Here is a 26,756-nt window from a genome sequence, read left to right as displayed (position 1 = left end):
GAAATGATTCTGTTTGCCAAGCACTTATTGCATATTTTTTCTGCAGACGTATTATTCACTCGTTAGATAGATATAGAGATACAAACCATGACATTCAAACCTGAACTGGCAACCCATACTTTAGAAGCTGAAGGCCTGCGTTGCCCGGAACCAGTAATGATGGTCAGGAAGACAATTAGAAACATGCAGGATGGCGATGTGTTACTGGTAAAAGCTGACGATCCTTCGACAACTCGAGATATTCCGAGCTTTTGTCGATTCATGGATCACCAGTTGGTAGGCCAAGCAACAGAAACGTTGCCTTACCAGTATTTGATCAGAAAGGGATTGGAGGCGTAACGCCCCACCGACTATCAAGTATCAAAAAAGCCGCTGGTACCTTATGTTCTTAAACAGAACTCAGAGTACGAGCGGCTTTTTGTTTATTCGCTTCTAGATTTGTTTTGCAGATGCTCCAGCTGATGCTGAATTTCTCGGATATCTTTGCGCATCGGAATAATATGCGCGACCCGAATCCAAGCCTCTACCGCAAGTGCAGTCATGATGATGGCACCCGCGACCATTGGCAGCCACATGTCCGTCAACACCATGCCTAACAGTGTAAGTGCAAGACCAAAAGTAAATAGATAACTTTGGCTTTGTGGAGTAATACCCATATAACGCGTCAACATAATCATGCCCTCGTGTTCTTAACTCACAAGATTAAAATATCATGACAAGTATGACAGTTATATGTCCATTCGCTCGATAAACCCCACAATACTGTAAGAGTATGACCTACAACACATTACTCTACTGATTGAGTATAATAAGACTCAAAACACTTACGAGTAAAACGCAGCAGCGATAGCTAAACCCACGAATAGCAAGGCTGTGATCTTACGAATCAGATCAAGAGGCATCTTATCAGCAGACAGCTTACCGATGATCACCACAGGCACATTTGCCAGCAACATACCAATGGTTGTACCCAGAATCACCCACGCTAATGCATCCGCATATTGAGCCCCTAGGATAGAGGTCGCAATTTGGGTTTTATCGCCGATCTCAGCAATAAAGAAAGCGATAAAACTGGCGACAAACGGTCCTCGGTTTGAGATCTGTTCATCGTCATCTAACTTATCGGGAATCAAAATCCAGCCAGCCATCGCAATGAAACTGACCACCAGCACCCACTTTAATACTTCAGGTGAAAGATAATCAGCAACCACGACCCCGAGCCATGCTGCAAGGGCATGATTGGCAATGGTGGCAAAGAAGATAGCTGCGATGATAGGTATCGGCTTGCGATATCGACTGGCTAATAAAAGAGATAGCAACTGAGTCTTATCACCGATCTCGGCTAAGGCGACAGTTGTAATTGAAATTGCTAAAACGCTCACGACATGCTCATTTGGGATGGGGATTATTATATTTAACCAAAGACAAACCTCGCGCCCCATCCCGGTTCACGATGCTTGTCTATGGTCTTGCTAAGCACCACCAAGGTGGTGGTTGCCTCGAACGCCATGATGATTTTGCATCAATTATGTTGACGAACGAACTCATTCAATAGGATATGAATAAGTAAGCTACTCCCCAAAGACCGCGAGATTTTAATAGCCCATGCTTTCAAACACAAGTGTCAAAGTTATCAAAATATCCACTTGTGCCGAAAAACAAACATTAAAGGCACAAAAATCCACTAAACGACATTTTAGACCACTAATTAAACAAGATTACCCCTACTCGCTTTACGAATATCTCGGTATACTCAGAGGTTATTTTTCTCATTCATTTAAAAGAATCGCGCGAACCTGACTATGCAAAAATACGATATCAAAACCTTCCAGGGAATGATCCTCGCGCTGCAGGATTACTGGGCTCAAAACGGTTGTACCATTGTTCAACCTCTAGATATGGAAGTAGGTGCAGGCACCTCTCACCCAATGACATGTCTACGAGCACTTGGCCCAGAGCCAATGTCTACAGCTTACGTTCAACCTTCTCGTCGTCCGACCGATGGCCGTTACGGTGAAAACCCGAACCGTCTGCAGCACTACTACCAATTCCAAGTAGCGCTAAAACCATCGCCAGACAATATCCAAGAGTTGTACCTAGGCTCCCTAGAGGTTCTTGGTGTTGACCCACTTGTTCACGACATTCGCTTCGTTGAAGATAACTGGGAAAACCCAACACTAGGCGCATGGGGCCTTGGTTGGGAAGTATGGCTAAACGGCATGGAAGTAACACAGTTTACTTACTTCCAACAGGTTGGCGGCCTTGAGTGTAAACCTGTAACAGGTGAGATCACTTACGGTATCGAGCGTCTAGCAATGTACATCCAGGAAGTAGATTCTGTTTACGACCTAGTATGGAACGTAGCACCAGACGGTTCTAACGTGACTTACGGTGACATCTTCCACCAAAACGAAGTTGAGCAATCAACATACAACTTCGAGCACGCAGACGTAGATTTCCTATTCACTTTCTTCGATCAGTGCGAGAAAGAGTGTAAAGAACTACTTGAGCTTGAGAAGCCACTGCCGCTTCCAGCTTACGAGCGCATTCTAAAAGCAGGTCACGCATTTAACATCCTTGATGCGCGCAAAGCTATCTCTGTAACAGAGCGTCAACGTTACATCCTTCGTATCCGCAACCTGACTAAATCAGTTGCTGAGGCGTACTACGCGTCACGTGAAGCGCTTGGCTTCCCAATGTGTAAGAAGGACAAATAATCATGGCGAAGAATTTTCTAATTGAACTGGGTACGGAAGAGCTTCCACCAACAGCACTTCGTTCTCTAGCAGAAGCCTTTGCTTCTAACTTTGAAGCAGGTCTTAAAACGGCTGAGCTTTCTCACGAAGGCATCAAGTGGTACGCAGCACCTCGTCGTCTAGCACTTAAAGTAACAGCACTGGCTGAAGGCCAAGCAGACAAAGTGGTTGAGAAACGTGGTCCTGCTGTTTCTGTAGCATTCGATGCAGAAGGCAACGCGACTAAAGCGGCACAAGGTTGGGCTCGTGGTAACGGTATTACTGTTGAGCAAGCTGACCGTCTGAAAACAGACAAAGGCGAGTGGCTTCTTTTCAAACAAGAAGTGGCTGGCAAACCTGTTCAAGAATTGGTGATGGACATCGCTGCGAAAGCACTAGCTGGCCTACCAATCCCTAAAGCAATGCGCTGGGGTAACTCAGACATTCAATTTATCCGTCCAGTGAAAACACTGACAGTACTACTAGGTGATGAGCTTGTTGAAGGCGAAATCCTAGGCGTAGCATCTGCTCGTACTATCCGTGGCCACCGTTTCATGGGCGAACAAGAGTTCACAATCGATTCTGCTGACCAATACCCTGCGATCCTAGAAGAGCGCGGTAAAGTAATGGCGGATTACGAAGCGCGTAAAGCAATCATCCTTGCTGACTCTCAAAAAGCGGCAGCAGCGGTTGGCGGTAAAGCTGACCTAGAAGATGACCTTGTTGAAGAAGTAACGTCTCTGGTTGAATGGCCAGTAGTACTGACAGCGAAGTTTGAAGAAGAGTTCCTAAAAGTACCTTCTGAAGCTTTGGTTTACACCATGAAAGGTGACCAAAAGTACTTCCCTGTTTACGATGAAAACAAGAAGCTACTTCCTAACTTTATCTTCGTATCAAACATCGAGTCTAAAGAGCCTCGTCACGTTATCGAAGGTAACGAGAAAGTTGTACGTCCACGTCTTGCTGATGCTGAATTCTTCTTCAACACAGACCGTAAGCGTCCGCTGATCGACCGTCTTGCTGAGTTAGACCAGGCTATCTTCCAGAAGCAATTGGGTACTATCAAAGACAAAACAGACCGCATCACAGAGCTTGCAGGCTACATTGCTGAGCAAATCGATGCTGACGTTGAAAAGTCTAAACGTGCTGGCCTACTGGCTAAGTGTGACCTAATGACCTCTATGGTATTCGAATTTACGGATACTCAAGGTGTGATGGGCATGCACTACGCGACTCACGACGGTGAAGACGAGCAAGTTGCACTGGCACTTTACGAGCAATACATGCCTCGTTTCGCGGGTGACGATCTACCAAGCACGGGTATCTCTTCAGCAGTAGCAATGGCAGACAAGCTAGACACTATCGTAGGTATCTTCGGTATTGGCCAAGCACCAAAAGGTTCTGACCCATTTGCACTTCGTCGTGCGTCTCTAGGTGTGCTACGTATCATCGTTGAAAACGGCTACAACCTAGACCTAACCGATCTGATCGGCAAAGCGAAAGAGCTACTAGGCGACAAGCTGACTAACAAAAACGTAGAAGCTGACGTTATCGACTTCATGCTAGGTCGTTTCCGCGCATGGTACCAAGATGCTGGTTTCAGCGTTGATATCATCCAAGCGGCACTAGCACGTCGTCCAACTAAGCCTGCTGACTTTGACCAACGTGTTAAAGCGGTTTCTCACTTCCGTGAACTGGAAGCAGCAGAAGCACTAGCAGCAGCGAACAAGCGTGTAGGTAATATCCTTGCGAAATTCGATGGCGAGCTACCAGCTGAAATCGACCTAACGCTTCTTCAAGAAGACGCAGAGAAAGCACTGGCTGAAAACGTTGAAGTAATGACGGAAGCACTAGAACCAGCATTCGCAACAGGTAACTACCAAGAAGCCCTAAGCAAGCTTGCTGATCTACGTGAACCAGTTGATGCATTCTTCGATAACGTAATGGTTATGGCTGATGACGAAGCGCTTAAGAAGAACCGTCTAACGCTACTGAACAACCTACGTAACCTGTTCCTACAGATTGCTGACATCTCTCTACTGCAAAAATAAGCACAAGTGAGACAATTACTCTAAGTCATACTCTGAGTAATTAACGGTAAACACCCAAAGGGAAGCGAAAGCTTCCCTTTTTGTTTTTGTGAACCAAGCATTTGTTTGTAGAGGTCTTATTGATTAACTGAATGAAACAGCACTCAGACTGTAGAGGGCATTGTTTGCTATAACTGACCTGTTTATTCAGGGGAAGGGAACAATGAAAAAAACAGTACTCGCGCTTTCAATACTCGCACTCAGCGCATGCAGCCAAACCAGTGACAACAACCTATTACTGACAATTGATAACGACACTGTCGTATTCGAATCATCCGGTAAAGGCACCGTGATTGCAGAACAGGAACTCGCGAAAGGTAGCTATACCTTCTCTATCAGCGATACTCAAAATACCTGTGGCACCAACTATGCGCTGGCTGAAGAAAACCGCATCAAATTCAATAAACCCCTTCGCCTAGACGACTGCGCCGAGAAGTCTGAATTAGATATCAAGATCTTTCGCGCTAACACCTATCAGTTTATGCTCAACCCACAAACCAATGAACTGACCGTTCAGATAAAGCCGAAGCAACAACAAGTACAAAGCTTTGCTTGTCCGGTTCCTAGTGACGAACCAACCATCATCGACGTTGCTCAAACCTTTGATGATGGCACCGTGGTTAGAGACGCTCTTTCAGGCAAACAAGTCACAGTAACGAATGGCAGCGTCACCATGCAGCCAGCAGAAAATAGCCAAGGTGTTCTGCTGCTTGAGAAAGTAGAACCAGAAACCAAAGCTGACTTTAGTTGGGATAACGCCACGGTTTACTTCGTAATGACTGACCGTTTCCACAATGGTAATCCTGATAACGACAACAGTTACGGTCGCAGCCAAGATGGACAAGACGAAATCGGCACCTTCCACGGTGGTGACTTGGCAGGCTTAACCGAAAAACTCGATTACATAGAATCACTCGGTGCTAATGCTATCTGGATAACGTCTCCGTTAGAGCAAATCCACGGCTGGGTTGGCGGCGGTGATCGAGGTGACTTCAAACACTACGGCTACCACGGCTACTACCATCAAGATTGGACCAAGCTCGATGACAACATGGGCACCGAAGACGAGCTAAAAACCTTCATCGATACCGCGCATAGCAAAGGCATTCGTGTTGTTTGGGATGTGGTAATGAACCACACCGGCTATGCGACGCTTGCCGACATGCAAGAGTTTGATTTTGGTAAGCTAAACCTAACTGACGAAGAAGCCAAACAAACACTTGGCGAAAACTGGACAGATTGGCAACCTGCCAAAGGTCAGAACTGGCACTACTTCAACAACTACATCTCTTACAGCGACAAAGAAGCGTGGGAAAAGTGGTGGGGCAAAGCTTGGCTACGCAGCGATATCGGCGCCTATGACTCTCCGGGCTACAATAACCTCACCATGTCTTTGGCGCATCTGCCCGATTTCAAAACAGAGTCGACAGAGACAATCGGGCTGCCTAATTTCTATCGCAATAAGTCCACCAGCGCGACCGATGAACTCAAAACACCTCGTAACCATTTAATCACTTGGTTATCGGATTGGGTGCGCGAATATGGTGTCGATGGTTTCAGGGTCGATACCGCTAAACACGTTGAACTCGAAGCATGGGCAGAACTGAAAGAGAGCACCAACCAGGCACTTGCCGAGTGGAAACAGAACAACCCAGACAAGGCCTTGGATGACTTACCCTTCTGGATGACTGGCGAAGTATGGGCACACAGCGTGGTCAAATCAGATTACTTCGCTAACGGATTTGATTCGATCATCAACTTTGAATTCCAGAGTGATATCGCACCAAAGGCGCTCAAGTGCCTATCCGATCTTGATGCTGATTACCTTCGATACGCAGAGAAGATCAACAACGACAGCGAGTTCAACGTACTGAGTTACCTTTCGTCTCACGACACCTCGCTATTCTGGACACAACATGGCAGTGACTTTGCAAAACAAACCAAAGCTGCAAACGCGTTGATGCTGGCTCCCGGTGCGGTACAGATCTATTACGGCGATGAAATCGCCCGAGACTTTGGCCCAACGGGTTCTGATCCAATGCAAGGCACACGCTCAGACATGCCTTGGGATCAAATCACTGGCGAACGTGCAGAGCTGCTAGAACACTGGCAAGCGCTTGGCCAATTCCGCCAACGCCACCCAGCCGTTGCTCAGGGTAAGCACATCATCCGTAACAGCAAGGGCTACTATGCGTTCGAACGCCAATACCAAGATGACAAGGTATTAGTCGTTTATACCGGTTCGAACTAAACCTTCATTAACATAAACACCAGAAACTAAAGGGGAAGCTTAGGCTTCTCCTTTTTTTATCGCTAAAGGTACGTTCAATAAGCAAGCTGTCACTCATTAACCAAACTTTATAGAAGTTTTTTACGTGTTAGAGCATTTGGCGCTATGCGTCGCAAAAACATTGCGGTATGTTCAAGGAATACACTGATGGCAGACATAAGGTCTGCCTTAATGACACGTAACAAGCAATCACAATGAATTAGGTAAAATTAGTAATGCAGTTCTCTAAGTTTGGCGAAAAGTTTAATCGATACTCTGGAATCACTCGTTTAATGGATGATTTGAATGATGGCCTGCGCACTCCTGGCGCTATCATGCTCGGTGGTGGCAACCCAGCCGCTATCCCTGCCATGCTCGATTACTTTAACCAAGCCAGTGCCGACATGCTCGCCAGTGGAGAACTCATCGCCGCCCTCGCCAACTACGATGGTCCGCAGGGTAAAGACAGCTTCATCAAATCGTTAGCGGCAATGCTGAAAGAGACCTATGGCTGGGATATCAGCGAGAAGAACATCAGCCTGACTAATGGCAGTCAAAGTGGCTTCTTCTACCTGTTCAACCTGCTAGCAGGCCAACAGCCTGACGGTTCACATAAGAAAATCCTACTGCCAATCGCACCGGAATACATCGGCTACGGCGACGCGGGTATTGATGACGATATCTTTATCTCTTACCACCCAGAGATCGAGTTGCTAGAAAACCGCCAGTTCAAATACCATGTTGATTTTGAAAAGCTTAAGGTTGATGACTCGGTTGCCGCTATCTGTGCATCTCGTCCAACTAACCCAACAGGTAACGTACTGACCGACGAAGAAGTACGTAAATTGGATACACTGGCGCGTGAAAACAACATCCCACTGCTGATCGACAATGCTTACGGCCTGCCGTTTCCAAACATCATCTTTGAAGATGTCGAACCGTTCTGGAATGAAAATACGATTCTGTGCATGAGCCTTTCTAAGCTTGGTTTGCCGGGTGTGCGTTGCGGTATCGTGATTGCGAGTGAAGAAGTAACACAAGCATTGACCAACATGAATGGCATCATCAGCTTAGCGCCAAACAGCGTCGGCCCTGCAATTGCCAATCACATGATTGAAAAAGGCGATTTACTGCGCTTAAGCAGCGAGGTGATCAAACCTTTCTATAAAGATAAATCTCTACGTGCAGTTGAGCTCTTACAAGATGCTATTGACGACCCACGCTTTAGAATTCACAAACCTGAAGGCGCCATCTTCTTGTGGCTATGGTTTGATGAGCTGCCCATCACTACCATGGAACTGTATAAGCGCTTGAAAGAGCGCGGCGTATTGATTGTTCCGGGTGAATACTTCTTTATCGGCCAAGAAGACGAGTGGGATCATGCTCACCAGTGCTTACGCATGAACTACGTACAAGATGATGAGGCGATGCAGAAAGGCATTGCTATCATTGCTGAAGAAGTGAAAAAGGCTTACTCAGAGCAGTAATAAGAGCTTTTAGCTTACCGCAGGTCAAATACAAAAAGAGCACCTCATTAGGTGCTCTTTCACTTTTACTTCCCGATATTTTTTAGCTCTAAGGAGCTAACAGTAATTAGCCTTCTAGTAAACTATTACCATTGATAGCAATCTTACGTGGTTGCATCGCTTCTGGGATTTCGCGTTCGAGGTCGATGTGAAGAAGACCATTTTCCATGCTTGCACCTACCACTTTTACGTAGTCAGCCAGTTGGAATTTACGCTCGAAATCGCGCTCTGCGATACCTTGGTATACGAAGGTTTTCTCTGCTTCTGCTTTACGCTCACCTTTCACAATTAGCATGTTCTCTTTCTGAGTCAGATCTAATTGGTCATCAGCAAAACCAGCGACTGCCATAGTAATACGGTAGTTGTTCTCGTCTTTTTGCTCGATGTTGTATGGAGGGTAACCGCCAGAAGAGTTCTTCGATGTATTCGCTTCCATCATGTTGAATAGACGATCGAAGCCGATTGCGTTGCGGTAAAGTGGAGTGAAATCTACAGTTCTCATAATGCTATCCTTTTAGTAAGCAATAGTCTTAGCTGCGAATTTTACTTGGATCTAACCTGTGTGTGACCCAGTAAACAGCTAAGAGATTCAATTCGCATTCCTCGGGTTTCACCTCTATTGGCGACAACGCTGGGACATGGCAATGAATCAATTTTTAAGTTGTGTGCTGCCAAAGTTATCCTCTATTGAGCGATACTTCGTTAGCGGTAATGAAGGTTCTGTTTCTTCTCTTGTAGAGCAAGACAGTCATCCTCTTCACAAATAGATATATGGATTGAGCAAAATAGTTTCAAGGGGTTATTTTCAATTATTTTTGCAACTCAATATTTTTCAATATCTTACAAACATAAAAAAGCACCATCCAAAGGATAGTGCTTTAAAATGATTTTAGTTTTTTGAGACGAAGCTATTTGGCTTTAGTTCAAGGAAGAGGCGCGGAGCATACGAATGTATGTGAGCACCTCTGACACAGAAATTAAGCCAAAGAGCGAAGTATCAAAGAGACTAAACGTCTAGGTTTGCTACTTTCAGTGCATTCTCTTCGATGAAGTTACGACGAGGTTCAACTTGGTCACCCATTAGCGTCGTAAACAACAAATCAGCACCAACAGCGTCTTCAATTGTTACTTGCATCATACGGCGAGTTTCAGGATCCATCGTGGTTTCCCAAAGTTGATCAGGGTTCATCTCACCTAGACCTTTGTATCGCTGTAGGCTTAGACCACGACGAGACTCTTTCACTAACCAGTTCAGAGCATCAACGAAGCTAGAAACTTCTTGAGTACGCTCACCACGCTTAATGTAAGCGCCTTCTTCAATCAAGCCATCAAGAGCTTCAGAAAGATCCGCTAGCTTACCAAACTCTTTAGAGTTAATAAGATCGATGCTTAGTAGGTGTTCATGAGTCACACCATGAGTACGAACCACAATCTTAGGAACGCTTAAGCCTAGCTCTTCGTGTTTTTCAACTTCAAGGCTGTATTGGCTCGCACCTACTTCTTTCGCGTTTAGTTGCTCAACAAGCTGCTTACCCCAAGCTTCAACTGCCGCATCATCATGACACTGCTCAGCCGTTAGACGAGGAACGTAAATCAGTTCGTGAACCAATGCACGTGGGTAACGGCGGCTCATACGATCAACAAGCTTGATGCCTGCATTGTATTGCTGAACAAGCTTCTCTAAACCTTCACCTGCAAATGCTGGCGCTTCAGGGTTAACGTGCAGTTCTGCATTGTCTAGAGCCAAAGATACTTGATACTGGTTCATTGCATCTTCATCTTTAATATACTGCTCTTGCTTACCCTTCTTCACTTTGTAAAGTGGCGGTTGAGCAATGTAGATGTAGCCACGTTCAATCAGCTCTGGCATTTGACGGTAGAAGAACGTCAGTAGCAGAGTACGGATGTGAGAACCATCGACATCGGCATCGGTCATGATGATGATGTTGTGGTAACGCAGTTTATCTGGGTTGTATTCGTCACGGCCAATACCACAACCAAGAGCTGTGATTAGCGTTGCTACTTCTTGAGAAGACAGCATTTTATCGAAACGTGCTTTCTCTACGTTAAGGATTTTACCTTTCAGCGGTAGGATTGCTTGGTTCTTACGGTTACGACCCTGCTTAGCTGAACCGCCAGCAGAGTCTCCTTCCACAATATATAGTTCAGACAGTGCAGGATCTTTTTCCTGACAGTCAGCAAGCTTACCTGGAAGACCCGCTAAATCTAATGCGCCTTTACGACGAGTCATTTCACGAGCTTTACGCGCTGCATCACGAGCACGTGCTGCATCAATAATTTTAGAACAAACTGTTTTCGCTTCACCTGGGTTCTCAATCAGGAACTCAGACAACTTCTCACCCATTGTAGATTCAACGGCAGACTTCACTTCTGAAGAAACCAGCTTATCTTTAGTTTGGCTTGAGAACTTAGGATCAGGCACTTTAACAGAAACAATCGCTGTCAAACCTTCACGAGCATCATCACCAGAGGTCGCAGTCTTCGCTTTCTTAGAGAAGCCTTCCTTGTCCATGAAGCTGTTCAGAGTACGCGTTAGCGCCGCACGGAAACCAGCTAAGTGAGCACCACCATCGCGTTGAGGGATGTTGTTGGTGAAACAGTAGATATTTTCTTGGTAGCCGTCATTCCACTGCATCGCAACTTCAACGGTAATACCGTCTTCACGCTCAGAGTTGAAGTGGAAGATTTTTTGGATGATTGGCGTTTTGTTGGTATTAAGGTGCTCAACAAACGCTTGGATACCGCCTTCGTATTCGAAGTGATCCATTTTGTCTTCTTCGCGCTCATCAATTAGCTTAATTGATACACCTGAGTTCAAGAATGATAGCTCACGTAGACGCTTAGCTAAAATGTCGTAATGGAACTCGATGTTAGTGAAGGTTTCTTCACTCGGCCAGAAACGAATCTCTGTACCTGTTTTATCCGTGTCACCGATAACCGCTAGTGGCGCTTGAGGCTCACCGTGGCTGTAGGTTTGAGTGTGGATTTTGCCACCACGGTGGATAGTAAGAGTAACTTGCTTAGAAAGTGCGTTAACTACTGAAACACCAACACCGTGCAGACCACCAGATACCTTGTACGAGTTATCATCGAACTTACCACCAGCGTGAAGAACCGTCATGATTACTTCTGCTGCTGATACGTTTTCTTCTGGGTGCAATTCTGTTGGAATACCACGGCCGTCATCGCTTACAGACACAGAACTATCTTCATGGATAGTTACAATGATGTCATTACAGTGACCAGCTAGCGCTTCATCAATAGAGTTATCTACCACCTCAAAAACCATGTGGTGCAGACCGGTACCATCATCCGTGTCGCCAATGTACATTCCAGGACGCTTACGTACCGCATCCAGACCCTTCAGTACTTTAATACTCGATGAATCGTAATTATCTGACATAGTTACTCTCTGACTAATTATCCTTGCTCTATTTTGCCATGTTCCACATGAAACATCCTGCTATTTTCGTCATGCATATCTGCAATCTGATCAGCGGTAATAGAGCTTACAAAAACTTGAGCCTGGGTCGCCTTCAAACACTCAGCAAGACGTGCTCGGCGTTGGCTATCTAATTCGGAAGCGAAGTCATCTATTAAATAGATGCACTGCTTACCTGTCATTTGAGTGAGGTGTTGCCCTTGTGCTACTCGTAGCGCGCACACCATCAACTTCAATTGACCTCGTGACAAGACATCTTCCACTGGAGTGCCGTTCACTTTTATCTTCAGATCCGCTTTGTTGGGTCCACTAAAGGTGTAACCAAGTTGCTGATCCCTTTCAAAATTCTTTTCTAATATCTCGGCGTATGGGGTGTCTTTGTCCCAGCCACGATAATAGTTAATCTTTATCTCAAACTCAGGAAGGAAGGTCGCACAGATCTCTTCGGCGACTTCTTTGAGCTGATCAACGTAGGTGGCACGCCACTGACTGATGCTTTCAGCTAAACGGGCCAGTTCTTGGTCCCAATAGCTCAGCTCTCGATAGTGGATTGCCGTTTTCAATAAGGCGTTTCGCTGCTTATTGAGGCGCTTTACCCTACCCCACGCATCATAAAAGCCCGACTCACTGTGGAAGACTCCCCAATCAATGAATGCTCGGCGATGCTTAGGTCCATCTGTCAGTAAATCAAACCCTTCGGGGTGAATCAACTGCAAAGGTAAGACTTGAGCTAACTGAGCCAACTTTTGCCCAGTTTGACCGCTTATTTTAACCTCTGTCGTGCCATCGCGCTGCTTATTAATGCCAATTGGCAGCTCAAATTGATCCGAGGTCATAAAACGGCCGTGTACAAACAGCTCACTACACTCGTTTTGTATGATACGACCGGTAAGTGAACTCTTGAATGAGCGACCGTGTCCGAGCAGATACACCGCTTCAAGGACGCTGGTTTTGCCGCTTCCGTTAGCCCCTATAAGAAAGTTAAAGCCTGATGACGGTTGAATGTCACAGGCTTCAATATTTCTAAACTGCTTAACGATTAAGCGCGATAAAGGCATAACGTCTTCATATTAATCTTCAATCACGACTCGGTAGGTCAACATGGGGCAGCTTATAAGCGAATTGGCATAACAACGTACATCGCGCTGTCATCTTGTGCGTTCTCAATAAGAGCACTCGCATTGGCGTCTGACATTGAGATACGAACCTGTTCACAACGCAGTGTGTTCAGAACATCCAATACGTAGCTTACGTTAAAGCCAATCTCTAGAGCATCACCGTCGAAGTTAACATCGAGTACTTCTTCTGCTTCTTCTTGCTCTGGGTTGTTCGCGGTAATACGCATCTCGCTATCTGCAAGATTAACGCGAACACCACGGAATTTTTCATTCGATAGAATCGCAGCACGAGAAAATGCTGAACGTAATTCATCACAGCCAGCTTCAAGTGTCTTGGTGGTATTTTGCGGCATTACGCGGCGATAATCAGGGAAACGACCATCTACTAACTTAGAAGTGAAGACATAGTTGTTCACTTCCGCACGCACGTTAGAGTTACCGATTTGTAGTGTTACTGGCTGTTCAGGTGCATCCAATAGCTTCACTAGCTCTTGCACACCTTTACGAGGAACAATGATCTGCTTCTGAGCAAAATCCGCACCCAGTTGTGCTTGAGATACTGCCATACGGTGACCATCGGTCGCCACGCTGCGCAGGATAGAGCCTTCAATCTCAAACAACATACCGTTGAGGTAGTAACGAACATCTTGGTTCGCCATTGAGAATTGTGTTTTCTCGATAAGACCGCGAAGTTCAGCTTGTGTCACTGACACTTCAACTTCACTGCTCCAGTCTTCAATATTTGGAAAATCTGCCGCAGGTAATGTTGCTAAAGAGAAGCGGCTACGACCAGAGCGAACCTGAATACGGTCACCATCCAATACCACCGTGATCACTGAGTTATCTGGCAATCCACGGCAGATATCTAGGAATTTACGTGAAGGTACGGTAATGCTACCCGCTTCGAAATCACCTTCAAGCGTTACACGGCTGATCAGTTCAACTTCTAGATCCGTCGCTGTCATCGACAACACGTTATCTTCTACTTTAATCAGTAGGTTTCCTAGAATTGGAAGCGTTGGCCTGCCACCGAGTGCGCCAGATACTTGTTGTAATGGCTTAATCAGGTGACTACGTTCAATGGTAAATTTCATATCTTGCTCTTACGGTCTAAATGGCACTGCGTAATAGTACGTGGCCAAGATTCTGCTTATTAAGGTTAAGAATACTGTGTATTAAGAAGAAAGGGTACGAATCAAGTTCGAATAATCTTCTTTAATGTCGTGGCTCTCTTCACGCAGCTGAGCAATCTTACGACAAGCATGCAGTACCGTCGTGTGGTCACGACCACCGAATGCATCGCCAATCTCAGGCAAGCTATGGTTTGTTAGCTCTTTCGCCAGTGCCATCGCCAATTGACGTGGACGAGCAACAGAACGAGAACGACGCTTAGACAATAGATCAGCGACTTTGATTTTGTAGTACTCGGCTACTGTCTTTTGAATGTTATCAATAGTGACCAGTTTTTCTTGCAGTGCAAGTAGGTCACGCAGTGCTTCACGCACGAAGTCGATCGTGATCGGGCGGCCAGTGAAGTTTGCATTCGCAATAACACGGTTCAATGCGCCTTCCAGTTCACGAACGTTAGAGCGTAGACGCTTGGCAATAAAGAACGCCACTTCATCCGCAAGGTGAATTTGGTGGTCTTCGGCTTTCTTCATCAAGATCGCAACACGTGTCTCAAGCTCTGGTGGCTCAATCGCTACCGTCAAACCCCAGCCGAAACGAGATTTAAGACGATCTTCTACCCCGTTGATCTCTTTTGGATAACGGTCAGACGTTAGGATGATCTGTTGATTGCCTTCAAGCAGCGCGTTAAAGGTATGGAAGAACTCTTCTTGAGAACGCTCTTTATTAGCAAAGAATTGGATGTCATCGATAAGCAATGCATCAACACTACGGTAGTAGCGCTTAAATTCTTCGATCGCGTTGTTTTGCAGAGCCTTTACCATATCCTGAACAAAACGCTCTGAGTGCATGTAAACCACTTTCGCATTCGGCTTATTATCAACAATGGCGTTACCCACCGCATGCAACAAGTGCGTTTTACCTAAACCAGTGCCGCCGTATAGGAACAACGGGTTGTAGGCTGTACCTGGGTTATCAGAAACCTGACGTGCCGCAGCCAAACCGAGTTGGTTCGACTTACCTTCAACAAAGTTATTGAACTTATGTTTTGGGTTCACGTTTGAGCGGTGATTCAAGTCAACCGCGACAGGCTCTTCATCACGCCAGATATTATGGACAGGTTTGCGAGCTTGTAATTGCGCAGGTGCTGATGACTCAGCGGCCACATCAGCTGCAGTGCGAGTCTGAGTTGGTGTCGGTGTCGCAGGCTTTGGTGCAATCACACGCTTGCTTCCCACTTCAAAATGAAGATGTGGGATATCGTTACCGCAATATTCTTGCAGCAGACGGTTAATGCTATTTAGATACTTATCACGAACCCAATCGAGTACGAAACGGTTCGGTGCAAATAGAGTTAGAGTATTGTCATTGAGTTCCGCTTGTAACGGACGAACCCACATACTGAATTCTGTAGCTGGTAACTCTTCTTGAAGCTGTTGTAAACACTGCAACCAAAGCGAAGATGACACGGTGCCCTCACTCTATTTAAAGTAATATGAAATGACCGCTAATTTTACCTGTTGATAAGTCAGATCACCAGCAATTGATCACAGATCCAGTGAATAAGATCCAAGTTATTCACAATAAATTTGTAATTTATCGGTGGATCCACACATCTTGCCCCTAATTTACTCACACAATGATCCACTTATGCCCGGATCCTTGCTAGTTATCCCCAAATCGGGAATTCAATCTGGTTATGGTTAATAACATCTGGTTATTTATTCTAGTGAGCATTTTCCCAGTAACATCCAAACCCATAAATATAAGGAGTTACCAAATGAATAACTGGATTAAGGCTGCAATTGCGGCTATCGCACTCTCTGCTGCTACTGTTCAAGCTGCGACTGAAGTTAAAGTCGGCATGTCTGGTCGCTATTTCCCGTTTACGTTCGTTAAACAAGACCAGCTACAGGGTTTTGAAGTGGATTTATGGGATGAGATCGGTAAGCGTAACGATTACAAGGTTGAATACGTAACGGCAAACTTCTCTGGTCTGTTTGGTCTTCTTGAAACGGGTCGCATCGATACCATTTCAAACCAAATTACAATGACGGATGCACGTAAAGCGAAATACCTATTCGCAGACCCATACGTAGTAGACGGCGCACAAATTACCGTTCGTAAAGGTAATGACAGCATTAAAGGCATCGAAGACCTTGATGGCAAGACGGTTGCGGTAAACCTAGGCTCAAACTTTGAACAACTGCTTCGCAGCTACGACAAAGATGGCAAGATCAATGTAAAAACCTACGATACAGGTATTGAACATGACGTGGCACTGGGTCGTGCCGATGCATTCGTAATGGATCGCCTATCAGCACTAGAGCTTATCAAGAAGACTGGTCTACCATTACAACTAGCAGGTCAGCCATTCGAAACAATTGAAAACGCTTGGCCTTTCGTCGACAACGATAACGGCAAAAAACTGCAAGCAGAAGTAAATGAAGCATTAGCAGCAATGCGCGCAGATGGTACGCTAGAAAGTATCTCTCAGAAATGGTTTGGTGCGGACATTACTCAGAAGTAATTACTCACTTTCTCCATTCAAGGCCCACTGCTTTATACAGCGGTGGGCTTTTTGCTTTTGTGCACTGATTAAAAAACCTGATACAACAGTACTTACATATAGAACAACACTGCCAATAAAAATACGAGATAGATTATGGGATTTGACTTTAATTACATGCTAGAGCTGTTGCCAATACTACTGAAGTATTTAGGCACCACGATGGAGATGGCGACCTGGGGCTTGTTCTTTGCTCTGATCCTGTCTCTGATACTGGCGAATATTCGTGTATTCAAAATCCCAGTGCTCGACCAACTGAGCCAGCTGTACATTAGCTTCTTCCGAGGCACACCACTGTTGGTGCAGCTGTTCCTCCTTTATTACGGCTTACCACAAGTCTTCCCGTGGATGGTTGGGTTGGATGCCTTCAGCGCCGCTGTGATTGGCTTAACCCTGCACTTTGCCGCGTATATGGCAGAAAGTATTCGTGCCGCGATTATCGGTATTGATCGCAGCCAGATGGAAGCCAGCCTTTCGGTCGGTATGACAACCAGCCAAGCGATGCGCCGAGTGATCTTACCGCAAGCAACTCGCGTGGCACTGCCGTCGTTGATGAACTACTTCATCGATATGATCAAGTCGACTTCACTTGCCTTCACCCTAGGTGTCGCCGAAATCATGGCTAAAGCTCAGATGGAGGCTTCTTCAAGTTTCCGCTTCTTCGAGGCTTTCTTAGCAGTCGCACTGATTTACTGGGGCGTGGTGGTTATCCTCACTCGTATTCAAATTTGGGCCGAAGTGAAACTGAATAAGGCGTATGTACGATGATCAAATTACAAAGTATCCACAAGCAGTTTGGTGACACCGAAGTTTTGAAAGGGATCGACCTAGAAATCAAACAAGGTGAGATAATTGTCATCATAGGTTCAAGTGGTACGGGTAAATCTACCCTACTGCGTTGTGTGAATTTTCTAGAGCAAGCCGATCAAGGCACGATTTCGATTGATGATATCAAGGTTGATACTCAGAAACACACTAAGGCAGAGGTGCTTGCACTGCGTCGTAAGACCGGTTTTGTGTTCCAAAACTATGCACTGTTCGCTCACCAAACCGCGAGACAGAATATTGCTGAAGGTTTAATTACCGTTCGTGGTTGGAAAAAACAGCAAGCCCATGAAAAAGCACAACAAATACTTGATGATATTGGCTTAGGTGACAAAGGTGATAGCTACCCAGCCGCGCTCTCTGGTGGCCAGCAACAACGGGTGGGTATTGGCCGTGCAATGGCACTACAACCCGAGCTTTTACTGTTTGATGAGCCGACTTCAGCGCTCGATCCTGAGTGGGTTGGCGAAGTGCTTAACCTAATGAAAAAACTGGCAAATCAGCATCAAACCATGCTGGTGGTTACCCATGAAATGCAGTTCGCGAGAGAGGTCGCAGACCGAGTGATCTTCATGGCTGACGGTCATATTATCGAGCAGGGATCTCCACAGGATATTTTTGGTAATCCACAGGATCCTAAATTAAAAAAATTCTTAAATAAGGTTGGGATCGACTAAGGATCCTTGTGATTTTAGTTATTCTACGTATAATCCCCCGACCGGAATTTTAGTTAACCCAATCATTGACACTTTTTGTGACAGTGATTACAATTCCGCCTCTTTGTTGAGAGGCGTCGGTTTTCCTTTCTTATATAAAGAAGAGAAAAAATGCCCACGCCGGGTTTAACAAAAACCTAAAACTACTGATCAGTAAGGTAATTACAATGAAACGCACTTTTCAACCTACAGTTCTAAAGCGTAAGCGTACTCACGGTTTCCGTGCTCGCATGGCTACTAAGAACGGTCGCGCAACAATCAATGCACGTCGTGCAAAAGGCCGTAAGCGTCTTTCTAAGTAATCTTTGATTATTTTGAATAAGCTAGCCTTCGGTCGGGAGTTACGCTTGTTAACTCCCGAACATTATCAAAATGTCTTCAAGCAAGCTCATCGAGCTGGCTCCCCTCATTTCACCATCATTGCCCGAAATAACTCTCTTTCAAATCCTCGTCTTGGATTAGCAGTTCCGAAAAAGCAGATTAAAACCGCCGTGGGTCGTAACCGATTCAAGCGTCTTACTCGTGAAAGCTTTCGTAACACTCAACACAAACTTCCTAACAAAGATTTTGTTGTAATCGCTAAGAAGAGCGCGCAAGATTTAAGCAATGAAGAAATGTTCAAGCTACTCGACAAATTATGGCTTCGCCTGTCTCGCCCTTCGCGTGGATAGCGCTAATACCCATCTATTTTTATAGATGGTTTATTAGTCCACTCATCGGCCCACGCTGCCGATTTACTCCAACCTGCTCTTTATATGCGATAGAAGCGTTGAAAGCTCACGGTTTTGTAAAAGGGTGTTGGTTATCAGGCAAACGTCTATTAAAATGCCATCCTTTGAACGAAGGGGGCTTTGACCCCGTTCCACCAGTCCAAAAACAAGACAGAGATAAATAACGATGGATTCTCAACGTAATATCCTGTTAATCGCATTGGCTTTGGTTTCTTTCCTACTGTTCCAACAATGGAACGTAGCTCAGAATCCAGCACCACAAGCGGTTGAGCAGGCACAATCTGGCAGCACCCTACCAGCGCCATCTTATGCAGATGATCTAGACCCGGCTCCTGGTCAAGTTGCTTCTTCTGCTAAAACTATCACAGTAACAACTGATGTACTGACTCTGTCAATTGATACGGTTGGTGGTGATGTCGTTAAAGCAAACCTAAACGATTACTCTGCTGAGTTCGATTCTGAAGATACGTTTGTTCTTCTTAAAAACGAACCAGGTCACCAATTTATCGCACAAAGCGGTCTAGTGGGTCCTCAAGGTATCGATTTAAGCAGCACAAACCGCCCAAGCTACACAGTTTCAGCAGACAGCTTCACGCTTGCTGATGGTCAGGATGAACTACGCATCCCGATGACTTACCAAGCGAACGGCCTTGATTACACGAAAACATTCATCCTTAAGCGTGGCAGCTACGCAATGGATGTTGAATACGATGTAGTCAACAACTCTGGTAACAACGCGACATTCGGCATGTACGCTCACCTGCGTCAGAACGTAATGGATGACGGCGGTAGCCTAACAATGCCAACTTACCGTGGTGGTGCTTACTCTACGGAAGATACGCGTTACAAAAAATACAGCTTCGACGACATGCAAGATCGCAACCTGTCTCTTAACCTAGCAAACGGTCAAGGTTGGGCAGCGATGATTCAGCACTACTTTGCAAGTGCATGGATCCCACGCGACGAAGCAGGCAGCAACCTTTACACTCGTGTAATTGGTAACCTTGGCGACATCGGTGTTCGCATGCCGAACAAAACCATCGCTACTGGCGACGAAGCAAACTTCAAAGCAACGCTTTGGGTTGGTCCTAAACTTCAAGACCAAATGGCTGCTGTTGCACCTAACCTAGACCTAGTAGTTGACTACGGTTGGTTATGGTTCATTGCTAAACCACTTCATACTCTGCTTTCGTTCATTCAAGGCATCGTTGTGAACTGGGGTCTGGCAATCATCTGTCTAACTTTCATCGTTCGTGGTGCTATGTACCCACTAACGAAAGCTCAGTACACGTCTATGGCGAAAATGCGTATGCTTCAGCCTAAGCTGACTGCAATGCGTGAGCGTATCGGCGACGACCGTCAACGCATGAGCCAAGAAATGATGGAGCTTTACAAGAAAGAGAAAGTAAACCCACTAGGTGGCTGTTTACCTATCCTTCTGCAAATGCCTATCTTCATTTCGCTATACTGGGCACTAATGGAGTCTGTTGAACTGCGTCACTCACCGTTCTTCGGTTGGATTACTGACCTTTCAGCACAAGACCCATACTACATCTTGCCACTTCTGATGGGTGCTTCAATGTTCCTAATCCAGAAGATGAGCCCGACAACTGTAACGGATCCAATGCAGCAGAAGATCATGACCTTTATGCCGGTTATGTTCACATTCTTCTTCCTGTTCTTCCCTTCAGGTCTGGTTCTATACTGGCTAGTATCGAACATCGTAACTCTGATTCAGCAAACGCTTATCTACCGCGCGCTGGAAAAGAAAGGCTTACATTCTAAGTAAGTTCGATAATAGAAAGAGACAAAGAAAGGCGACCAAAAGGTCGCCTTTTTGTTTTTAGCTGATTACAATTCAGCTAATTGATTAATCGTGAGCGCCCCTTTTTGGCTTTCACATGCTAGCAGGCACAACTATGACTACAGATACGATTGTTGCTCAAGCGACTGCACCCGGCCGTGGCGGCGTCGGTATTATTCGCGTTTCAGGCCCACAAGCAGCCCAAGTTGCGCTTGAAGTTACCGGCAAAGTACTGAAACCACGTTACGCTGAGTACACCCCTTTTAAATCTCACGATGGTTTAGAGCTAGACCAAGGCATCGCGCTTTACTTTCCTAACCCGCACTCGTTTACCGGTGAAGACGTTTTAGAGCTGCAAGGCCACGGTGGTCCTGTGGTAATGGATATGCTCATCAAGCGCATCCTCGCTATTCCAGGTCTACGCGCAGCACGCCCAGGTGAGTTCTCGGAGCGTGCCTTCTTGAACGACAAGATGGATTTAACCCAAGCAGAAGCGATTGCTGACCTCATTGATGCCAGTTCAGAAGAAGCGGCGAAATCAGCTCTGCAATCGTTGCAAGGTGAGTTCTCGAAACGCATTAATACGCTGGTGGACTCTCTGATTCACTTACGCATCTATGTTGAAGCCGCTATCGACTTCCCAGAAGAAGAGATTGATTTCCTTGCTGACGGTAAAGTAAGTGCTGACTTACAAGCTATCATCGACAACCTCGAAGCGGTTCGCCAAGAAGCCAATCAAGGTGCCATCATGCGTGAAGGTATGAAGGTGGTGATTGCAGGTCGTCCTAATGCCGGTAAGTCGAGCTTACTGAATGCATTATCGGGTAAAGACTCCGCGATTGTGACTGATATTGCAGGTACAACCCGTGATGTACTTCGTGAACATATCCATATTGATGGTATGCCACTGCACATTATTGATACCGCAGGCCTGCGTGAAGCCTCGGATGAAGTCGAAAAAATCGGTATTGAACGCGCTTGGGAAGAAATTGCTCAAGCCGATCGCGTTTTATTTATGGTCGATGGCACCACTACCGATGCAACCGACCCGAAAGATATCTGGCCAGATTTCGTTGATCGTCTGCCGAATAACATCGGAATGACCGTGATTCGTAACAAAGCCGATCAAACCGGTGAAGATCTCGGGATTTGCCATGTTAATGATCCAACTCTGATTCGACTATCAGCAAAGACGGGACAAGGCGTTGATGCACTACGTAATCACTTAAAAGATTGCATGGGCTTTGCTGGTGGCAATGAAGGTGGCTTCATGGCACGTCGTCGCCACTTAGATGCCCTAGAACGCGCATCTGAGCATCTAGATATTGGCCAGCAACAGCTCGAAGGCTATATGGCAGGGGAAATCTTGGCAGAAGAACTGCGTATAACGCAGCAACACCTTAACGAGATTACTGGTGAATTCAGTTCCGATGACCTACTCGGCCGTATCTTCACCTCTTTCTGTATTGGTAAATAACCTTTAAAGGCCGGCTCATGCTGGCCTTTTTCTTTAGTAAGGACAGCTTAATGATCCACATTATTACAGGCAGCACCTTAGGTGGTGCAGAGTACGTTGGCGATCACCTTAATGATCTTCTTGAAGAGCAAGGCCACGAGATCACCCTTCATAATCAGCCTGAATTCGATGATATTCCCCAACAAGGCTTTTGGTTGCTGGTGACTTCAACTCATGGTGCGGGTGAATTTCCAGATAATATTAAGCCGTTTATCGACGCATTGACCCAGCAATCTCCAGATTTAAGCCCGGTTCGCTTTGCTGTCGTGGCGCTTGGTGATTCGAGTTACGATACCTTCTGTTTGGCGGGAAAATCAGTCCACAGCCAGATGAAAGAGCTCGGTGCTCAGCCTATTTCTGACTGTTTTACCATCGATGTATTGGAAACTCCGGTACCAGAAGACGCAGCAGAAGCTTGGTTCAACGATCATAGCGACCAGTTTTAACCTCTCTCCTCTCTCAAAAAGCGGCTTATGCCGCTTTTTTTGTCTCTGAACATCGTGATTGTGAATAACTTTTTTTCAAAAACATCGAAAATTAGCGATCTATTTTCAATTTCTGCTGTGGATAAGATCATACATATACGGTGATTAACCTATAGTTATCCAAATAACAAGTTTTAGGCTAATTTCCTCCTGTGAATAAGTAGCCATTTTGATCCCAGCTAATCCTCATCCTGATCAAAGTTAGATCACATCATTTGATCCAAAAAAGATCCATGATCTCGTTGATCATTTCCGACTTATCCACAGATACCCTCGATCCTAATAATAGATCTAATAAAAGATCTCCTTAAAGATCTTATCTATATTAATTAAAAACAGCTTTTTCGAAAAATCCCAAAAACGTTTTCTCAGGCTATGAAAACAGGTAGAATATCGCTCCTTTTTATCAATCTAGAAAACGTTTGAATACCTGAGGTCGGTTCATGCTTTATCACGAAAAATTTGACGTCATCGTTGTTGGTGGTGGCCATGCAGGAACGGAAGCCGCACTCGCATCTGCACGTACTGGTCAAAGTACGTTATTACTTACTCATAATATCGATACACTAGGACAAATGTCTTGTAACCCAGCCATTGGCGGGATCGGTAAGGGCCACTTGGTAAAAGAGGTCGATGCAATGGGTGGATTAATGGCGCAAGCTATTGATCATGCAGGTATTCAGTTCAGAACATTGAACGCATCAAAAGGCCCTGCGGTTCGTGCTACTCGTGCACAAGCTGACCGCGCACTGTACAAAGCCTTTGTTCGTAACGTTCTTGAAAACACGCCAAACCTGACTTTGTTCCAACAGTCGGTTGATGACTTGATCGTTGAACAGGATCAAGTGGTAGGTGTGGTAACGCAGATGGGCCTTAAGTTCCGCGCAAGCGCTGTGGTTCTGACTGTGGGCACATTCCTAGGCGGCAAGATCCATATTGGTATGGAAAGTTCTTCAGGTGGCCGTGCTGGTGATCCACCATCGATCGCACTGGCTGACCGTCTTCGTGATCTTCCATTCCGAGTTGATCGCCTGAAAACAGGTACTCCTCCTCGTATCGATGCGCGTAGCGTTGATTTTTCTGAGCTTGAGGTTCAGCACGGTGATAACCCGACGCCTGTTTTCTCGTTCATGGGCAGCCGAGCTCAACAACCTCGTCAAATTCCATGTTACATCACGCATACCAATGAAAATACGCATGACGTAATTCGTGCCAACCTTGATCGCAGCCCTATGTACGCGGGTGTGATTGAAGGCATTGGCCCTCGTTACTGCCCTTCGATTGAAGACAAAGTAATGCGTTTTGCTGACAAGAACAGTCACCAAATTTTTATTGAGCCAGAAGGTCTAACGACTCACGAGCTATACCCGAATGGTATCTCTACCAGTCTGCCGTTTGATGTACAGGTTCAAATTGTTCGTTCGATGAAGGGCTTTGAAAATGCTCATATCGTTCGCCCTGGCTATGCGATTGAGTACGATTTCTTTGATCCTCGCGACCTTAAGCTGACTTACGAAACTAAGTTTATCAAAGGTCTATTCTTTGCGGGTCAAATCAACGGTACCACTGGCTATGAAGAAGCGGCTGCACAAGGCTTGATGGCCGGTCTGAATGCAAGTTTGTTTACTCAAGGCAAAGAAGGCTGGAGTCCACGTCGTGACCAAGCTTACATGGGCGTGCTTATCGACGACCTATCTACCATGGGTACCAAAGAACCTTACCGCATGTTTACGTCTCGCGCGGAATACCGTCTGCTGCTTCGTGAAGACAACGCCGATATCCGCTTGACTGAAAAGTCGCGTGAACTTGGCCTTGTTGATGACGCTCGTTGGGCTCGTTTCAACGAGAAGATGGAAAACATGGAGAAGGAGCGTCAACGTCTGAAAGAGACTTGGATTAATCCAAAATCTGAAGATATTGATCAACTGAACCAAATTCTGAAAACACCAATGTCTCGTGAAGCGAGCGGTGAAGATCTTCTTCGTCGCCCTGAAATGACTTATTCACAGTTAACCGCATTGGATCGTTTTGGTCCTGCACTGGAAGATCAACAAGCGTCTGAGCAAGTTGAGATCCAAGTGAAGTACGATGGTTACATTCAGCGTCAACAAGACGAAATTGAAAAATCACTGCGTCATGAAAACACCAAACTGCCTGCTGATATCGATTACAGCAAGGTAAAAGGACTTTCTAACGAAGTGGTTCTTAAACTAACGACAGCTAAGCCTGACTCAATTGGTATTGCTTCGCGAATTTCAGGTATCACACCTGCAGCAATCTCAATTCTATTGGTTTACTTGAAAAAACACGGCCTGTTGAAAAAAGGTGAGGAAGCATAATGAGCGCATTACGCGAAAAACTGGATCACCTTATTGGCCAGACTGAACTTGAAGTATCTGAAAAACAACGTGGCCAGTTGGTTGGCTACGTTGAGTTACTGAACAAGTGGAACAAAGCTTATAACCTAACATCAGTTCGTGACCCACAAGAAATGATGGTGAAACATATCTTAGATAGCATCATTGTTAGCACTCACTTACAAGGTAAGCGCTTTATCGATGTGGGTACGGGACCTGGTCTTCCTGGGATTCCGCTCTCAATCATGAATCCAGACTGCGAGTTTTACTTGCTAGACAGCCTAGGTAAGCGTATTCGTTTTATCAAACAGGTGATTCATGAGCTGGGTATCGACAACGTGGTACCGGTTCAAAGTCGCGTTGAAGAATTTCAACCAGAAGAAAAGTTTGATGCAGTGCTCAGTCGTGCATTTGCGTCAATGACAGACATGGTAGAGTGGTGTCACCATTTACCTAAAGAGCAATCCGGTGTATTTTTGGCTCTTAAGGGACAACATCCTAGAGACGAAATCGACCTGTTACCTGAATGGTGTTCAGTGACAGACATTAAAGCTTTGCAAGTGCCAGAGCTTGATGGAGAGCGTCATCTAGTTACTTTATCGCGTCAGGGATAATCAGCGAGGCCATAGTGGGTAGAATCGTAGCAATTGCCAACCAGAAGGGTGGCGTAGGAAAAACAACAACTTGCATTAATTTAGCAGCATCAATGGCGGCAACAAAACGCAAGATATTGGTTGTTGACCTCGATCCTCAAGGTAATGCCACTATGGCGAGCGGTGTCGACAAGTATCAAGTTGAAGCAACAGCTTACGATTTGTTGGTTGAAGACACCCCATTTGATGAGGTGGTTTGCCGGAGTACATCTGGCAATTATGACCTCATCGCCGCGAACGGTGATGTTACTGCGGCAGAAATCAAGCTGATGGAAGTGTTTGCTCGTGAAGTTCGTTTAAAAAATGCACTCGAACCCATTCGCAATAACTATGATTTCATCTTTATTGATTGCCCGCCCTCATTAAACCTTCTTACAATCAACGCGATGGCTGCGGCCGACTCCGTATTGGTTCCTATGCAATGTGAATACTTTGCTTTGGAAGGTTTGACTGCATTGATGGATACCATCAGTAAGCTAGCGGCTGTTGTAAACGAGAACCTGAAGATCGAAGGTCTTCTGCGTACTATGTACGATCCTCGCAACCGCTTATCGAACGAAGTATCTGATCAACTCAAAAAACACTTTGGTAGCAAAGTCTACCGAACTGTGATCCCTAGAAATGTGCGTCTGGCAGAAGCCCCGAGTCACGGCAAGCCAGCAATGTACTACGACAAATATTCCGCAGGAGCTAAGGCTTACCTTGCTCTTGCTGGCGAAATGTTGCGTCGTGAAGAAGTCCCAGTATAGGTCCAACCAAAGGAATTCGCTC

At 45.6% G+C, this 26,756-nt stretch carries 25 protein-coding genes and 1 riboswitch; of the genes, 18 read left to right on the top strand and 7 right to left on the bottom strand.

Annotated elements, in window-relative coordinates; all coding sequences use genetic code 11:
• Positions 1 to 87 precede the first annotated feature (87 nt).
• The gene (tusA, locus tag AB4138_RS05355; RefSeq protein ID WP_004736675.1) at positions 88 to 339 is read left to right on the top strand and encodes a sulfurtransferase TusA; all 252 of its coding nucleotides are present in this window, start codon (positions 88 to 90) and stop codon (positions 337 to 339) included.
• Positions 340 to 422: 83 nt separating this feature from the next.
• Here the strand turns inward: tusA and AB4138_RS05350 are convergent, their stop codons facing one another.
• Positions 423 to 677: a hypothetical protein gene (locus tag AB4138_RS05350; protein ID WP_017058818.1), complete on the bottom strand. Its 255-nt coding sequence runs from the start codon at positions 675 to 677 to the stop codon at positions 423 to 425.
• A 147-nt stretch (positions 678 to 824) separates the two neighbouring features.
• Positions 825 to 1,382 carry a TMEM165/GDT1 family protein gene (locus AB4138_RS05345; RefSeq protein WP_004739245.1) on the bottom strand — a complete coding sequence of 186 codons (558 nt, stop codon included), beginning with the start codon at positions 1,380 to 1,382 and terminating at the stop codon, positions 825 to 827.
• 93 nt (positions 1,383 to 1,475) lie between these two features.
• Positions 1,476 to 1,592, bottom strand: a riboswitch (yybP-ykoY riboswitch).
• Between the two features lie 210 nt (positions 1,593 to 1,802).
• Here AB4138_RS05345 and glyQ point away from each other — a divergent pair.
• The 4 genes from glyQ (at position 1,803) to AB4138_RS05325 (ending at position 8,581) form a co-directional block, all read left to right on the top strand.
• Entirely contained in the window at positions 1,803 to 2,717 is a 915-nt protein-coding gene (glyQ, locus tag AB4138_RS05340) for a glycine--tRNA ligase subunit alpha (RefSeq protein WP_017632669.1), read from the top strand.
• A 2-nt stretch (positions 2,718 to 2,719) separates the two neighbouring features.
• A complete protein-coding gene (gene glyS, locus AB4138_RS05335; RefSeq protein WP_372305203.1) occupies positions 2,720 to 4,786 on the top strand; it encodes a glycine--tRNA ligase subunit beta in 2,067 nt (688 codons plus the stop codon).
• Positions 4,787 to 4,988: 202 nt separating this feature from the next.
• Positions 4,989 to 7,076 carry an alpha-amylase gene (locus AB4138_RS05330; RefSeq protein WP_017058813.1) on the top strand — a complete coding sequence of 696 codons (2,088 nt, stop codon included), beginning with the start codon at positions 4,989 to 4,991 and terminating at the stop codon, positions 7,074 to 7,076.
• Positions 7,077 to 7,330: 254 nt separating this feature from the next.
• Positions 7,331 to 8,581, top strand: a complete 1,251-nt coding sequence (locus AB4138_RS05325; protein WP_017063029.1) for a valine--pyruvate transaminase — start codon at positions 7,331 to 7,333, stop codon at positions 8,579 to 8,581.
• 106 nt (positions 8,582 to 8,687) lie between these two features.
• Here the strand turns inward: AB4138_RS05325 and AB4138_RS05320 are convergent, their stop codons facing one another.
• Positions 8,688 to 9,122, bottom strand: a complete 435-nt coding sequence (locus AB4138_RS05320; RefSeq protein ID WP_009848140.1) for an Hsp20 family protein — start codon at positions 9,120 to 9,122, stop codon at positions 8,688 to 8,690.
• Between the two features lie 142 nt (positions 9,123 to 9,264).
• Here AB4138_RS05320 and AB4138_RS05315 point away from each other — a divergent pair, with 142 nt between their 5' ends.
• Entirely contained in the window at positions 9,265 to 9,387 is a 123-nt protein-coding gene (locus AB4138_RS05315; RefSeq protein WP_267869012.1) for a hypothetical protein, read from the top strand.
• Positions 9,388 to 9,626: 239 nt separating this feature from the next.
• Here the strand turns inward: AB4138_RS05315 and gyrB are convergent, their stop codons facing one another.
• The 4 genes from gyrB to dnaA form a co-directional block, all read right to left on the bottom strand.
• Positions 9,627 to 12,044 carry a DNA topoisomerase (ATP-hydrolyzing) subunit B gene (gene gyrB / locus AB4138_RS05310; protein ID WP_017058811.1) on the bottom strand — a complete coding sequence of 806 codons (2,418 nt, stop codon included), beginning with the start codon at positions 12,042 to 12,044 and terminating at the stop codon, positions 9,627 to 9,629.
• 17 nt (positions 12,045 to 12,061) lie between these two features.
• The gene (gene recF, locus AB4138_RS05305; RefSeq protein ID WP_372305200.1) at positions 12,062 to 13,141 is read right to left on the bottom strand and encodes a DNA replication/repair protein RecF; all 1,080 of its coding nucleotides are present in this window, start codon (positions 13,139 to 13,141) and stop codon (positions 12,062 to 12,064) included.
• Positions 13,142 to 13,194: 53 nt separating this feature from the next.
• Positions 13,195 to 14,295 (bottom strand): DNA polymerase III subunit beta, encoded by a 1,101-nt coding sequence (gene dnaN / locus AB4138_RS05300; protein WP_017058809.1) that lies wholly within the window; start codon positions 14,293 to 14,295, stop codon positions 13,195 to 13,197.
• Between the two features lie 81 nt (positions 14,296 to 14,376).
• Positions 14,377 to 15,798, bottom strand: coding sequence for a chromosomal replication initiator protein DnaA (dnaA, locus tag AB4138_RS05295; RefSeq protein WP_017058808.1), 1,422 nt, complete (start codon positions 15,796 to 15,798; stop codon positions 14,377 to 14,379).
• A gap of 311 nt (positions 15,799 to 16,109) precedes the next feature.
• Here dnaA and AB4138_RS05290 point away from each other — a divergent pair, with 311 nt between their 5' ends.
• The 12 genes from AB4138_RS05290 to AB4138_RS05235 all read left to right on the top strand — a co-directional run bounded on the left by AB4138_RS05290 (position 16,110) and on the right by AB4138_RS05235 (position 26,734).
• The gene (locus AB4138_RS05290) at positions 16,110 to 16,859 is read left to right on the top strand and encodes an amino acid ABC transporter substrate-binding protein (RefSeq protein WP_009848135.1); all 750 of its coding nucleotides are present in this window, start codon (positions 16,110 to 16,112) and stop codon (positions 16,857 to 16,859) included.
• 135 nt (positions 16,860 to 16,994) lie between these two features.
• Positions 16,995 to 17,666 carry an amino acid ABC transporter permease gene (locus AB4138_RS05285; RefSeq protein ID WP_009848134.1) on the top strand — a complete coding sequence of 224 codons (672 nt, stop codon included), beginning with the start codon at positions 16,995 to 16,997 and terminating at the stop codon, positions 17,664 to 17,666.
• Positions 17,663 to 18,400: an amino acid ABC transporter ATP-binding protein gene (locus AB4138_RS05280; RefSeq protein WP_017063027.1), complete on the top strand. Its 738-nt coding sequence runs from the start codon at positions 17,663 to 17,665 to the stop codon at positions 18,398 to 18,400. The genes AB4138_RS05285 and AB4138_RS05280 overlap by 4 nt, the downstream gene beginning before the upstream one ends.
• A gap of 206 nt (positions 18,401 to 18,606) precedes the next feature.
• Positions 18,607 to 18,741, top strand: a complete 135-nt coding sequence (gene rpmH / locus AB4138_RS05275) for a 50S ribosomal protein L34 (protein ID WP_004735800.1) — start codon at positions 18,607 to 18,609, stop codon at positions 18,739 to 18,741.
• A gap of 45 nt (positions 18,742 to 18,786) precedes the next feature.
• A complete protein-coding gene (gene rnpA / locus AB4138_RS05270; RefSeq protein ID WP_017055478.1) occupies positions 18,787 to 19,110 on the top strand; it encodes a ribonuclease P protein component in 324 nt (107 codons plus the stop codon).
• Complete coding sequence (gene yidD / locus AB4138_RS05265; protein ID WP_004735802.1) at positions 19,077 to 19,334, top strand: membrane protein insertion efficiency factor YidD; 258 nt, start codon at positions 19,077 to 19,079, stop codon at positions 19,332 to 19,334. The genes rnpA and yidD overlap by 34 nt, the downstream gene beginning before the upstream one ends.
• A gap of 2 nt (positions 19,335 to 19,336) precedes the next feature.
• Positions 19,337 to 20,959 (top strand): membrane protein insertase YidC, encoded by a 1,623-nt coding sequence (gene yidC, locus AB4138_RS05260; RefSeq protein WP_017058806.1) that lies wholly within the window; start codon positions 19,337 to 19,339, stop codon positions 20,957 to 20,959.
• Between the two features lie 130 nt (positions 20,960 to 21,089).
• A complete protein-coding gene (gene mnmE / locus AB4138_RS05255) occupies positions 21,090 to 22,451 on the top strand; it encodes a tRNA uridine-5-carboxymethylaminomethyl(34) synthesis GTPase MnmE (RefSeq protein WP_029235098.1) in 1,362 nt (453 codons plus the stop codon).
• Between the two features lie 50 nt (positions 22,452 to 22,501).
• A complete protein-coding gene (gene mioC / locus AB4138_RS05250; RefSeq protein WP_017058804.1) occupies positions 22,502 to 22,936 on the top strand; it encodes an FMN-binding protein MioC in 435 nt (144 codons plus the stop codon).
• A gap of 482 nt (positions 22,937 to 23,418) precedes the next feature.
• Positions 23,419 to 25,314: a tRNA uridine-5-carboxymethylaminomethyl(34) synthesis enzyme MnmG gene (mnmG, locus tag AB4138_RS05245; RefSeq protein ID WP_017058802.1), complete on the top strand. Its 1,896-nt coding sequence runs from the start codon at positions 23,419 to 23,421 to the stop codon at positions 25,312 to 25,314.
• A complete protein-coding gene (gene rsmG / locus AB4138_RS05240; RefSeq protein ID WP_017058801.1) occupies positions 25,314 to 25,946 on the top strand; it encodes a 16S rRNA (guanine(527)-N(7))-methyltransferase RsmG in 633 nt (210 codons plus the stop codon). The genes mnmG and rsmG overlap by 1 nt, the downstream gene beginning before the upstream one ends.
• A 14-nt stretch (positions 25,947 to 25,960) precedes the next feature.
• Positions 25,961 to 26,734 carry a ParA family protein gene (locus tag AB4138_RS05235; RefSeq protein ID WP_029235097.1) on the top strand — a complete coding sequence of 258 codons (774 nt, stop codon included), beginning with the start codon at positions 25,961 to 25,963 and terminating at the stop codon, positions 26,732 to 26,734.
• Positions 26,735 to 26,756: the final 22 nt, after the last annotated feature.

The sequence above is a fragment of the Vibrio sp. 10N.286.52.C3 genome, assembly GCF_041468865.1.
In the GTDB taxonomy this organism is placed as follows: Bacteria; Pseudomonadota; Gammaproteobacteria; order Enterobacterales; family Vibrionaceae; genus Vibrio; species Vibrio crassostreae_C.
Note: the sequence above shows the minus strand (reverse complement) of the source record. Positions and strands in the feature narration are given on the sequence as shown.